The organism is Pseudomonas petroselini (assembly GCF_045037875.1).
In the GTDB taxonomy this organism is placed as follows: Bacteria; Pseudomonadota; Gammaproteobacteria; order Pseudomonadales; family Pseudomonadaceae; genus Aquipseudomonas; species Aquipseudomonas petroselini.
Genome location: NZ_CP173614.1, coordinates 2490321 through 2502330 on the forward strand (window position 1 = coordinate 2490321; position 12010 = coordinate 2502330).

The 12010-nt window shown below is 61.8% G+C and carries 14 protein-coding genes; 7 read left to right on the forward strand and 7 right to left on the reverse strand.

What is annotated here, in order from left to right; translation table 11 throughout:
* Positions 1-4 precede the first annotated feature (4 nt).
* The 3 genes from rnd (at position 5) to ACI512_RS11685 (ending at position 2468) form a co-directional block, all read left to right on the forward strand.
* Complete coding sequence (rnd, locus tag ACI512_RS11675; protein WP_236382832.1) at positions 5-1138, forward strand: ribonuclease D; 1134 nt, start codon at positions 5-7, stop codon at positions 1136-1138.
* Positions 1135-1428 carry a YcgL domain-containing protein gene (locus ACI512_RS11680; RefSeq protein WP_003189597.1) on the forward strand — a complete coding sequence of 98 codons (294 nt, stop codon included), beginning with the start codon at positions 1135-1137 and terminating at the stop codon, positions 1426-1428. The genes rnd and ACI512_RS11680 overlap by 4 nt, the downstream gene beginning before the upstream one ends.
* A 107-nt stretch (positions 1429-1535) precedes the next feature.
* Positions 1536-2468 carry a D-2-hydroxyacid dehydrogenase gene (locus ACI512_RS11685; RefSeq protein WP_012722810.1) on the forward strand — a complete coding sequence of 311 codons (933 nt, stop codon included), beginning with the start codon at positions 1536-1538 and terminating at the stop codon, positions 2466-2468.
* 125 nt (positions 2469-2593) lie between these two features.
* Here the strand turns inward: ACI512_RS11685 and ACI512_RS11690 are convergent, their stop codons facing one another.
* Positions 2594-3178 (reverse strand): nitroreductase family protein, encoded by a 585-nt coding sequence (locus ACI512_RS11690; RefSeq protein WP_012722811.1) that lies wholly within the window; start codon positions 3176-3178, stop codon positions 2594-2596.
* Between the two features lie 153 nt (positions 3179-3331).
* On the opposite strand from ACI512_RS11690, the gene ACI512_RS11695 reads away from it, so the two are divergent.
* Positions 3332-3781: a YcgN family cysteine cluster protein gene (locus tag ACI512_RS11695; RefSeq protein ID WP_003172524.1), complete on the forward strand. Its 450-nt coding sequence runs from the start codon at positions 3332-3334 to the stop codon at positions 3779-3781.
* A gap of 13 nt (positions 3782-3794) precedes the next feature.
* The gene (locus ACI512_RS11700; RefSeq protein WP_236382834.1) at positions 3795-5015 is read left to right on the forward strand and encodes a hypothetical protein; all 1221 of its coding nucleotides are present in this window, start codon (positions 3795-3797) and stop codon (positions 5013-5015) included.
* A 68-nt stretch (positions 5016-5083) separates the two neighbouring features.
* On the opposite strand, the gene ACI512_RS11705 is transcribed toward ACI512_RS11700, so the two are convergent.
* The 3 genes from ACI512_RS11705 to ACI512_RS11715 all read right to left on the reverse strand — a co-directional run bounded on the left by ACI512_RS11705 (position 5084) and on the right by ACI512_RS11715 (position 6512).
* Positions 5084-5434 carry a DUF2892 domain-containing protein gene (locus ACI512_RS11705; protein ID WP_012722814.1) on the reverse strand — a complete coding sequence of 117 codons (351 nt, stop codon included), beginning with the start codon at positions 5432-5434 and terminating at the stop codon, positions 5084-5086.
* 68 nt (positions 5435-5502) lie between these two features.
* Positions 5503-5970: an RNA methyltransferase gene (locus tag ACI512_RS11710; protein ID WP_003189607.1), complete on the reverse strand. Its 468-nt coding sequence runs from the start codon at positions 5968-5970 to the stop codon at positions 5503-5505.
* Between the two features lie 167 nt (positions 5971-6137).
* Positions 6138-6512: a YajD family HNH nuclease gene (locus ACI512_RS11715; protein WP_003210675.1), complete on the reverse strand. Its 375-nt coding sequence runs from the start codon at positions 6510-6512 to the stop codon at positions 6138-6140.
* A gap of 98 nt (positions 6513-6610) precedes the next feature.
* On the opposite strand from ACI512_RS11715, the gene ACI512_RS11720 reads away from it, so the two are divergent.
* Positions 6611-7531: a ParB/Srx family N-terminal domain-containing protein gene (locus ACI512_RS11720; protein ID WP_236382836.1), complete on the forward strand. Its 921-nt coding sequence runs from the start codon at positions 6611-6613 to the stop codon at positions 7529-7531.
* 848 nt (positions 7532-8379) lie between these two features.
* On the opposite strand, the gene ACI512_RS11725 is transcribed toward ACI512_RS11720, so the two are convergent.
* Entirely contained in the window at positions 8380-9066 is a 687-nt protein-coding gene (locus tag ACI512_RS11725) for a spermidine synthase (protein ID WP_046035159.1), read from the reverse strand.
* Positions 9067-9144: 78 nt separating this feature from the next.
* On the opposite strand from ACI512_RS11725, the gene ACI512_RS11730 reads away from it, so the two are divergent.
* Entirely contained in the window at positions 9145-9423 is a 279-nt protein-coding gene (locus tag ACI512_RS11730; RefSeq protein WP_025858461.1) for a hypothetical protein, read from the forward strand.
* On the opposite strand, the gene ACI512_RS11735 is transcribed toward ACI512_RS11730, so the two are convergent.
* Both ACI512_RS11735 and ACI512_RS11740 read right to left on the reverse strand, forming a co-directional pair.
* Positions 9420-9893 carry a cyclic nucleotide-binding domain-containing protein gene (locus ACI512_RS11735; protein ID WP_012722819.1) on the reverse strand — a complete coding sequence of 158 codons (474 nt, stop codon included), beginning with the start codon at positions 9891-9893 and terminating at the stop codon, positions 9420-9422. The two genes, ACI512_RS11730 and ACI512_RS11735, sit on opposite strands and share 4 nt — an antisense overlap.
* 70 nt (positions 9894-9963) lie before the next feature.
* A complete protein-coding gene (locus tag ACI512_RS11740) occupies positions 9964-12006 on the reverse strand; it encodes a S9 family peptidase (RefSeq protein ID WP_236379443.1) in 2043 nt (680 codons plus the stop codon).
* Positions 12007-12010: the final 4 nt, after the last annotated feature.

A 12010-nucleotide genomic window follows, 5' to 3' on the forward strand; every position in this document is an offset into this window, starting at 1 on the left:
CCGTGTGGCCATCGATATTCACTGGATCTGCGACAACGATAGCCTCGGCCAGCACTGCGCCGAATGGCAGCAGTTGCCATTCGTCGCCCTCGACACCGAATTCATGCGGGTCGACACCTTTTATCCCATTGCCGGGCTGATCCAGATCGGTGATGGCGTACGCGCTTACCTGATCGACCCCCTGACCATCGACAACTGGCAACCCCTGGCCGCCTTGCTGGAAAACCCGGCGGTGATCAAGGTGGTGCACGCGTGCAGTGAAGACCTCGAAGTGCTGCTGCGCTTGACCGGCAGCCTGCCGGTGCCGTTGTTCGACACCCAATTGGCGGCGGCTTACCTGAACCTCGGTTTTTCCATGGGCTATTCGCGCCTGGTGCAAGCCGTGCTGGATATCGAGCTGCCCAAGGGCGAGACCCGCTCGGACTGGCTGCAGCGGCCGCTGTCCGAGACGCAGATCAGCTACGCCGCCGAAGACGCGGTGCACCTGGCCGAGGTTTACACGCGTTTGCGTCCACGACTGTCGGACGAAAAGTACGCCTGGGTGCTGGACGACGGTGCCGAACTGGTCGCCAACCTGCGCCGCGAAGTCGACCCGTACGAGGTGTACCGCGACGCCAAGCTGGCGTGGAAACTGTCGCGTGCCCAACTCGCCGTGCTGCGTGAACTGTGCGCGTGGCGCGAGCAGCAGGCCCGTGCGCGTGACCTGCCGCGTAACCGCATCATTCGTGAACACTCGTTGTGGCCCCTGGCCAAATCCCAGCCGGATAATCTCGCCGCCCTGGGCAAGATCGAAGACATGCACCCGCGCACCGTGCGTCAGGACGGCCAGTTCCTGCTGGACCTGATCAAGCGGGCCGGCAGCGTGTCGATGGACCAATGGCCGCCCGCCGTTGCCGAACCGTTGCCGGTGGATGCCGCCGCTTTGATCAAGCAACTGCGCGCCTTGGGCCAAACGTTCGCCGAGCGCCTGGACATGGCGCCGGAACTGATGCTGCGCAAGAAAACCCTGGAGGCCCTGGTCAAAAGTGGCTACCCCGACGGGCCTTATAAATTGCCAGACTCGCTGCGTGGCTGGCGCCGCGAGTTGATGGGCCAGGCGCTGCTCGACAGCCTGGTCACTGCCGGAGAACAGCCTTGAAACGTATTTGCTCCATCTATCGCAGCAAGAAAAAAGACGGGATGTACCTCTACGTGCTGAAAAGCGATGCCCTGGAGCGGGTGCCTGAACCGTTGATGGAGGCCTTTGGCAAGGCCCATCACGCGTTCGACATGGTGCTGACGCCCGAGCGCAAACTGTCCCGCGAGGACATCGCCGTGGTCCTGGAAAACCTCGACAAGCAGGGCTACCACCTGCAAATGCCGCCGGCCGAGGACGAGTACATCGAACACTTGCCCGAAGAGCTGCTGCGCCGCAACGACCCGATGTGATCGATCCGTGCCCCGTTCGGGGTACTTGCTTTAATGGAATCGTATAAGTGAGCGGTGGCCGTAAGGATGCGGGCGGCCGCTCGTACTGTTTTTGAAAGGTTTTAAGCATGCGTGTTCTGATTGCTGAACAGGATCACCCGCTCTACGCCCAATTACTGGGCGAGGCGGCACCGGACCTGGAAGTGCTGACCAGCGGCGACTCGGCCGAGCTGTCACGCCTGGCCGCCGATTGCCCGGTATGGCTGGGCCAGCCGGACCTGCTGGCGACGTTATTGCGTCAAGGCCATCATCCGCAATGGCTGCAATCGACCTGGGCCGGCATCACCCCGTTGCTGGCCGAAGGCCTGCCCCGCGATTACCGCCTGACCCGTGCAGTCGGCATCTTTGGCCAGGTCATGGCCGAGTTTGTCCTCACCTACATGCTCGGGCACGAGCGCGAAGTGTTGGCGCGTTTGGTCAGCCAGGTCGAACGTAAATGGGACAACCGCATGGGCCAGAGCCTGGCGGGGCGCAAGGCGCTGATCGTCGGCACCGGCGATATCGGTCAGCGTGTCGCCGATTTCCTGCTGCCATTTGGCGTGAAGCTGTACGGCATCGCCAGCACCGCACGCGAACAGGCGCCGTTTATCGAAGTGGCCGGGCTCGACCAACTGGGCCGGCTGGTGGGGGAGGTGGACTACGTGATCAACCTGCTGCCCAACACGCCGAGTACCCATGACCTGTACGACGCGGCGCTGTTCAAGCAATTCAAGTCGACCGGCTTGTTCATCAACGTCGGGCGCGGAGTAGCGGTGGTCGATGCCGACCTGGTCGAGGCGTTGAAAGAGGGCCATTTGGCGGGCGCGGTGATCGACGTCTGCCGGCAGGAGCCGTTGCCGCAGCGTCATCCGTTTTGGACCGCTTGGGGGCTGCTGCTGACCGGACACAGCTCGGCGCCGACATCGCCGGAGTTGATGGTGGAGCTGTTTGTGCAAAACCTGCGGGCGTATGAGGCCAAGGAAGCGCTGCGCGGCGAAGTGGATTTCGAGCGCGGTTACTGACACAACGCAACTCCAAATGTGGGAGGGGGCTTGCTCCCGATTGCAGTGGATCAGTCAAAGCAATCAGTGACTGTCACTCCGCTATCGGGAGCAAGCCCCCTCCCACAGTTCGGATTGCGTCAGGCTTAGAGGCTGAAATCACCCTCGGACACCAGCTCGCTCAACGGCTTGCGCGGGCTGGGTGTTTCGCGGCCTTGCAGGTATTCAGGCAATGTCGACTTATCGCCCAACTTGCCCACGGCCACGGCGGCATGCAGTGCATAACCTTCCGGGATTTTCAGCTCTTTGCGGGTCAGTTCCTGATCGAAGCCGGCCATGCCGTGGGTGTGCCAGCCGCTGAGGCTGGCTTGCAGCGCCAGGTGACCCCACGCGGAACCGGTGTCGAAGGTGTGCCACAGGGCCGGGGTTTCTTCCGTAGCGCCGGGGGCGATGAAGTCGGTTTTCGAGGCGATGATCACCAGGGCCGACGCATGCTGGGCCCAGCCACGGTTGAATTCATTCAGCAAACCGAGGAAACGCTCCCAGTCCGGCGTGTCGCGGCGCGCGTAGAGGAAACGCCACGGCTGCGAGTTGTAGGCGGAAGGTGCCCAGCGTGCGGCTTCGAAAAAGCTCAGCAGGGTTTCCTGGGAGATGCTCTCGCCCGTGAAGGCACGAGGCGACCAGCGGTCGGTGAACTGGGTGTGGATCGGATAGTCGGCAACACGGGTCATGAGCAGTTCCTGATCGTCAATTCGGCGCTCAAAGCTACTGCGCGGCCACTAGACTGACAAGTGTTGTTACACCGCCAGTCGCTAGCGCTTGGTTCCAGGCGCCGTGGGCACTAGACTGGCGGCCTTTTCACCTACCGATACTGATGTAGAGCCATGGCCGCCAAAGTCGAACCTTTCTGGATACGCAAAACCCTTGAACACCTCGACCAGGAGGAGTGGGAGTCGTTGTGCGACGGCTGTGGCCTGTGCTGCCTGCAAAAGCTTGAGGACGAAGACGACAACAGCGTCTATTACACGCGTATCGCCTGCAAGCTGCTCGACCTGAAAACCTGCCAGTGCACCGACTACCCCAACCGCCGTGCGTCGGTGCCGGACTGCATCCAACTCACCCCGGGCCAGGCCGACCAGTTCAAATGGCTGCCGCCGACCTGCGGCTACCGGTTGGTCAGCGAACGCAAGGACCTGCCGCTGTGGCACCACCTGGTCTGCGGCGACCGCGACGCCGTGCACCATGAACGTATTTCCCAGTCCGGGCGCATGCTCAGCGAAGGCAGCGTGCCCGAGGATGACTGGGAGGATTACCTGATTTTCCGCGCGGGCTGAACAAGGAGTGGGTATGAGGGGGGGATTCAAACTGGCGGTACCTGTGGTGCTGCTGGCGCTGAGCACGCCGGCGTGGTGCGCAAAGAAAGTCGACCTGGATTATCACGTCAAACTGTTGCCCCAGAGCGATCAGGCCGAGGTACGTGTAAGCCTGTCCCAGGGCTCGGCGGTACGCAGCCTGAACTTCGACCTGGGCCGCGATGGCGACTACAGCGACTTCAAGGCCGACGGCCAGTGGAGCATCAACGAGCACCGTGGCCTCTGGCAGCCCAGCGCCAGCAAAGCCAGCCTGACCTACCGCGTGCGCCTTACCCATGCGCGCAAACCGGGTATCTATGAAGCGCGCATGACGCCGAGCTGGGCGTTGTTTCGCGGTGAAGACCTGGTGCCAACCGCACGGCTTGACCAGCAGGATGGCGTCGAGTTGGTCTCGCGCCTGGTGTTCGAACTGCCGGCCGGCTGGAAAAGTGTCGAGACCGCCTGGCCGCGCATCGGTAAGAACACGTTCCGTATCGACAACGTCTCGCGCCTGTTCGACCGGCCCACCGGTTGGATGCTCGCCGGCAACCTTGGCAGCCGCCGCGTGCGCCTGGGCGAGACGGAAGTCACCGTGGCCTCGCCCAAGGGCCAGGCGATGCGCCGTATGGATGTACTGACGTTGCTGACCTTCGTCTGGCCTCAGGTGGAAGCCGCGTTCCCGCGGCATCCGGCCAAGCTGCTGGTGGTGGGCGCCAGCGACCCGATGCGCCGTGGGGCGTTCTCGGCACGCGACTCGATCTACCTCAACAGCCGTACGCCTCTGGTCAGCGAAAACGGCAGCAGCCCGTTGGTGCGTGAAGTGGTGCAGGCGATTGGCCGCTTCAATGACCACGACACCAGTGACTGGATCAGCGAAGGCCTGGCCGACTACTACGCCATTGAACTGGTGCGCCGAGCCGGTGGCATTACCGATGAGCGGTATCAGGCGATACAGGCGCGCCTGGCCAAGGAAGGCAAGGACGTGACCAGCCTGCGTGGCGAACACGTCAGCGGCGCGACGGTGTCACGGGCGGTGGTGGTGCTGCAGGAGCTGGACCGCGAGATCCGCGTGAAGACCCATAACAAGCGTTCACTGGATGACCTCGCGCAAGCGGTGATGCGGGCAAACAGCATCACCACTGCAGAGTTCGTGCAACTGGCCGAGAGCATCATCGGCGAGTCGTCAGTGGTGCTGGATTCCAAATTATTGCATTGACGCAGACACGCAGTGGGAAGGGCAAGCCCCCTCCCACCGTGGGATCTTCAATCTCGTTGAGCGTGGCGTCAGCCAGCGGTTTTGGTGGCTTTCTCAACCGCCACTTCGGCCTTGGTCTTCAAGTTCTTCAACTCTTCCCCGGCCCGTTCGATCTTCGTGCGCACCGTGTTCATTTCATGGCGGCCCTGTTCCAGCTTGTCTTTGAGCGAACTGTGCCCAGTGAAGCCACGTGCCAGCGCCACGCCGCCGATCGCTATCTGGATCAAGCCGAAAAGCCCGCCACGGCGCAGGCCTTTGCCGACCATGATCACGCCACCGGCCACCGAGCCGATACGTTCCCAGCCGTGCACGTTTTGCGTGGGCTGAGGTTCAAACGGGGTGTGCTCGATGATAGGGCGCAAGGTTTTGCTGTCGCTCATGGTCTGTCTCCAACAAGGGCTAGTGATAAATAGCTGACTGCCCGCAGGCGCCGGATGTTCCCAAAAAATCAGTACTTGGGGCCCGAGCGGGTGTTGTTGCCCTTGGCCAGGCGGTCATAGAGCACCACGTTGACGGTGGCGGCGAGGTTCATGCAGCCGGTGGTCGGGATGTACACAACGTCTTCACACCAGTCGCGGATCTCTTTGTCGAGGGAGCCGTCTTCCGGGCCGAAAATGTACAGCGCGCGGTCGGGGTGGGTGTATTCCGGCAGTGGGCGGGCGCCTTCCACCAGTTCCACGGCAACGGGGATGCAGCCCAGCGGCAGGATCTTTTTCAGGTCATCGATGCCGATCAGCGGAATGTCGTGGTGGACTTTCTTGGTGTCGGTGATGAAGTCCCGGGCGCGCTCGTAACGCACGCCGGTGTAGAACACCGAGGCCACGCCGTAGCAGCCGGCGGCGCGCATGACCGAGCCGACGTTTTCGGGGGATTTGGGGTTATACAGTCCGATGCAGCTGTAGCGTTTATTGCCCACGGGGAAGGGTGCCTTGGAGAAAAACGGCGATTATACGGGGATTGGCCTAAACAATGTGGTGAGCGGGCTTGCCCCGCGCTGGGGCGCGAAGCGGCCCCAACGCCAATTACCGCCTGTTTACCTGGCTTTATTGGGGCTGTTGCGCAGCGCTAGCCCGCTTACCCCATTCAGTCGTCTTTCTTCATCAACCCCGCCAACGCCGCAAACGGGTTATGCGTGGCCTTGGCAATCGTCGGGCTGCTGGTGGAGCCTTCGCCGAAATACTGCTGGTCGGTATAACGCGAGTGCTCGTTGTCGTGGCAATACAAGCACAACAACTCCCAGTTGGAACCGTCCTGGGGATTGTCATCATGATTGTGGTTACGGTGGTGTACGGTCAGTTCACTCAAGCGTTTGCCGGCAAACTCACGCGCGCAGCGGCCGCACACGTGGGGGTACATCTTCAAGGCTTTGTCGCGGTAGCCCATTTCCCGGTCGCGCTGGGCATCGGCGAGGATGCGGTCCAGCTTGGCGGTGTGGGAGGGCGGGTTGGTTGAGCTCATCATGGCTCCTGGCTATTTGATGGTTCACGGATAGGGTTGATTCTAGCCGCTCGCGTTGTAAATAACCGCTTCACTTTATCGATAAGGATTTGAAACTCATGCGTCTGCATTCATGGACTGTTGCATTGTTACTGTGTGGGATGGCTGCCCACGCCCAGGCATTCTCTACACCCCAGCCTGGGCAGGTGATCGAGGTGGCCCTCGAACAATTGCACCCGACCCAGGCCGTGGTGGGGTTTGACCAGATTTACTACAGCCTCGGGCTGTTTGCCGACAAACCTGCCAAGGTCTTTGATGAATACTGTGAAACCAATGGCCAGGGCGAGGCGGATAAAGTCCCCAAGGGCGCCGACCTGCATAAGCCTGCCAGCTTTACCTGCAAGGACCCGGTGGGCAGCCATCCCGAGGACATGAAAACCGTGGTGGTCGGCCCCGGTGGCCAGTTGTACCTGACCGACGGTCACCACAGCTTCACCACCTTGTGGGAAGTGCCCGGCGGCGGCCCCCGCTTGAAAATGTGGGTCAAGGTTACGGATGACTTCAGCAACAGCCCGGACATGCAGCGTTTCTGGCAGCGCATGCAGGCCGCGCGCAAAGTCTGGCTCAAGGACAATCAAGGCCAGGCCCTGCCGCCTGAGCAGTTGCCGGCTCACCTGGGGTTCAAGCATCTGCAGGACGACACCTTTCGCAGCCTGGTGTATTTCACTCGTAAGGCTGCTTATGGCAAGCCTGATGCTGGCGAAGTTGCGCCGGAGTTCCTGGAGTTTTACTGGGGGAACTGGTTGCGCACGCAGATCGACCTGGGGGCTTTCAACCTGAACAAGAAGGGCGGCTATAGCGACGCCATTGAGGCGGTGGCCAAGCGGATGGTCAGCTTGGCGCCGGGGGCACAGGTCGGTGACAGCGGGTTTACTGCCCATGAGTTGGGCGGTATGACCAAGCTGGACCGCGATGAGCTGGAGAAGACTTTCGACAAAAAAGTGCCGTATGTGATGGATTACCGTAAATCTCGAAACTGATGCGGGGCGAAATGTGGGGGCTGGTTTGGCTGTGATTTGGGCACCTGGGTGTATGAGGTTCACCGTATAGGTATGGGGCTGGACCTGTGGCGAGGGAGCTTGCTTCCGCTGGCGGCTTAACGGCCGACCGCAATCTGACTGTTGCCACGCGATCAAAATGTGGGAGGGGGCTTGCCCCCGATGGCGGTGTGTCAGTCGATTCATCAGGTGACTGATTCAGCGCCATCGGGGCCTTGGTATCTACACAATTCTGGTTATGGCGCTGGACCTGTGGCGAGGGCGCTTGCTCCCGCTGGCGGCCTGACAGCCGACCACCATCTAATTGTTAGGCTGCGATCCAAATGTGGGAGGGGGCTTGCCCCCGATGGCGGTGTGTCAGTCGATTCATCAGGTGACTGATTCAGCGCCATCGGGGCCTCGGTATCTACACAATTCTGGGTATGGCGCAGGACCTGTGGCGAGGGAGCTTGCTCCCGTGGCGGCCTGACGGCTGACCTGGATGTTGGATCAGATAGGGTACATATCCGTTATTTAGGTAACGGCCACTATGGGTTCCGCTTTTACAGCGGCTCACTTTTGAAAAGCGCAAAAGTAAGCAAAACGCTCTTGCCCCAACACTCGGCACCTCGCTCACGCTCGGTGTGCCCGTAATCCGACAGTGATTTGGGGGGCCGCCGCCACGCGCCATCCATGGCGCGGGGCGGCTAAACCGGCATCCCTGCCGGTTTACCCCCCAAATCCCTGTCGAATTCCGGCCAGCGTGTTTGACGGGGCGCCTAAGATCAAAAGCGAGATCAAGAGCGGCTCGCTTCGCATCGTGGTTAGCGTTGGGGGGCTCCTACAGGCGTTCAGCCTTTAAGCTTCTCCGCAATCCAAATGGTATGCCGCGTGCCCTTGTTGCCGTGGGCAAACACTTGCACTTCTTCGGCCTTGAATCCGGCTTTGCGCAGTTTGTCGCTGAACAGTTTATCGGCGCTGGCCGACCACACGGCCAGTACGCCTTTGGGGCGCAGGGCTTTGGCACATGCCGCCAGGCCGCCGGCGGAGTAGAGCCAGCTGTTGGCTTTTTGGGTGAGGCCTTCGGGGCCGTTGTCCACATCCAGCATGATCGCGTCAAAGCCCTGGGGCTCGGCTTGCAGCACCTTGGCCACGTCTTCCAGGCGGATCACCGTGCGCGGGTCCAGCAACGGGCGGCCGGATTTTTCTCCCAGTGGTCCGCGGTTCCATTCCACGACGCCGGGCACCAGCTCGGCGACGACTACTTCGGCGGTCTTGCCTAAATGCTTGAGTGCCGAGGCCAGGGTAAAACCCATGCCCAAGCCACCAATCAACACCCGCGAACCGGGGCGGCCGGCGACTTTGCGGCAGGGGATTTCCGCCAGGGCGTCTTCGGAGCCGTGCATGCGCGTGTTCATCAATTGGCCGCCGTCACCGCCCTGGATCTTGATGACGAAATCTTCACCGTATTCGAACAGGCACAAGGCACCGCCGTTGTCGGGGATCGGGGTGGTGTCCAGCAGAACGAAACGTTTCATGGAAATCTCATTGGGAAGGGCATTCTTGCGCGGTTGGGAGTAGCCTTACGACATTCCGGTCAGGCCATGGAGCCATCGATGAAGTGCAGCATTCTAACGGTCATTGTGTTGAGCGCGCTCGCCTTGGGTGCGGCGCAGGCTCAGGAGTTGCAAACCGTACCGGTCGCGCCAGCCCCAACGCCAGGCGCACCGGGCACTCCGACGCCGACGCTGTACCCGCAAGTGACCCCGCCTGCCGTGCCCAAGACGAACGGTTCGCCACCCTTGGTGCCCATCGTGCTGCCAACGCCGCCGAAGGACCAGACCGTGCCCGGCCTGCAGCAAAACGACAGCAAACCGAAGACGCCCGGCGGTTAAAACTGTTGCGAGAGTAATTGGCCGTCGGCCATGCGCAGGCGTTTGGACAGGGCAATAGCGATCGCGCGGATGATCTTGGCGGCCACCCTGGGCGCTTCGTTGAGCATCTTTTCCAGAGCGTCCTTACCCAGGTTCAACAGCACACAATCACTCGCCGCCACGCAACTGGCCGAGCGTCGTTCGCCGTCGAGTACCGCCATTTCGCCAAAAGCCCGGCCACTGCGCAGGGTGGCGATCGTCAGGCGCTGGCCATCGTGGTGGGTTTTCTGCACCGCCACCTGGCCGCTGTGGAGGATGCACATGAACGTGCCGGCATCGCCCTCGAGAAAAATCACCTCGTCACGGGCAATGCTGCTGATATTGAAGTAGCCGGCGGCGATGTGAAAATCCTCCGGCAACAGCGGGTCGAACAGGCCGCAGTCCATGAGCATGTCACGGATCTCGGTATTCATATGTGTCGGTAGTGCCATGGCTGCAATCTTGGTCCATCAATCATGTAGGGCGGTCCTGTGTTCAGACAGAACCGCCCGGCTAAGTTCCTTAAACCAGCCCCAGCGCCTTGAACACAAATCCATATTCGAGCGCTACGTCACGTAATCCCTGGTAACGACCGCTCATGCCACCGTGGCCGGCGCCCAGTTCGGTCTTGAGCAACAGCAGGTTGTCGTCGGTCTTGGTGTCACGCAACTTGGCGACCCACTTGGCGGCTTCCCAATATTGCACGCGGCTGTCGTTGTAGCCGGCGATCACCAGCATGTGCGGGTAGGCCTGGGGGCTGACATTTTCGTACGGCGCGTAGGCCTTGATGCGTGCATACACCTCGGGCTCCTGCGGGTTACCCCACTCGTCGTACTCGGTGATGGTCAGGGGCAGTTCCGGGTCGAGCATGGTGTTGAGCACATCGACGAACGGCACTTCGGCAATCGCCGCCTGGAACAGCGCCGGGCGCTGGTTGAGTACCGCGCCGATCAGCAGGCCGCCGGCACTGCCGCCGCTGATCGCCAGTTGCTTGGAGGTGGTCAGGCCCTGGGCGATCAGGTGTTCGGCGCAGGCGATAAAGTCGCTGAAGGTGTTCTGCTTGTGTTCCTGCTTGCCCGCGCGGTACCAGGCTTCGCCCAGCTCGCCGCCGCCGCGCACATGCGCAATGGCGAAGGCCACGCCACGGTCCAGCAGGCTCAAGCGTGCATGGGAGAACCACGGGTCGAGGCTTGAACCGTAGGCGCCGTAGCCGTACAGGTACAAAGGCACAGGTTTGCCGAGGTGGTCGCGCTTGACCACCAGGCTGATCGGCACCTGGGTGCCATCCGCCGAGGTGGCCCACAGGCGTTGGCTCACATAGTCATCGGCGTTGAACACGCCCAGTACCGGCGTTTCCTTGAGCACCTCCTGCGCACCGCTGGCCAGTTCCAGTTGGCGGACCTGGGCCGGTCGATTCAACGCTTCGTAGCGCAGACGGATCTTGTTGCTGGAAAACTCCAGGCTGTTCTGTACGTAGAGGCTGTAGGCGGCGTCAGGCAATTCCACGCGATAGGCCGGCAGGCCTTCCGGGTGCACTTCGATCACCGGCAGGCCACCCATGCGCAGGCTCAGGGTCATGGCGCTGGTATTCAGGCTCACGCCGTCGAGCATCACCTCGTCGCTGTGGGGGATGAGGTTTTGCCACTCATCCTCGGTCGGCACGTCGCCGATGTCGGTTGCCACGAACAGTGCGTAGTTGATGCCCTCCCGGTTGCTGCGGATAAACCAGGTCCACGCGCCATTCAGCTGGCCGTGGTCGACATCGTATTCGTGGTCCTCGACCCGCGGCGCCAGGCAGGTGAAGTCCAGGTGCGGCTGGTTGGCGTCCAGCGCCCAGACCTCGCTGGTGGTCTTGCTGCCCAGCGACAGCAGCAACTGGCGCTCGGAGCTGGAACGGTAGCAATGCAGGAAAAATCGGCCGTCCGGCTCATGGAACACTTCCTGCGCGGCCGTGCCATCCAGGCGGTAGCGATACAGTTTGTGCGGACGGTGAGTGTCGTCCAGTTCGCCGAAGAACAGCGTCAGGCTGTCGTTGGCCCAGGTCATGCTGCCGTCGCAGTCCTGGAATTCCAGTTCGCTGACCTTGCCGGTCGCCAATTCCTTCACGTACAGGGTGTAGATCTCTTCACCGCTGGTGTCGAGGCTGTAGGCCAGGCGCTGGTGGTCGGGGCTGATGCTGAACGCGCCGAGGGAGAAGAAACCGCCATTGGCCAGCACGTTCGGGTCCAGCAACAACTCCTCGCTGCTGTCATCCACCTGGTTGCTGTCGTCGGCCGGGCGACGGCAGCGGTAGTGACGGGCGTACTCGTCACCGGCGGTGGTGCGGGTGTAGTAGAGATACGGGCCCCAGGGCGAGGGCAGGGACAGATCGGTTTCGAGAATGCGGCCCTTGATCTCCTCGAACAGGGTTTCGCGCAGCGCCTGCTGGTCGGCGAGCTGGGCTTCCTGCCAGGCGTTTTCGGCCTTGAGGTAGTCGAGCACCTCAGCGCTGTCACGCTCCTGCAGCCAGGCGTACGGATCTGGGCCTGGGGCCTTGCGGGCAATCGGGGGGAGCGATATAGGCATGGAT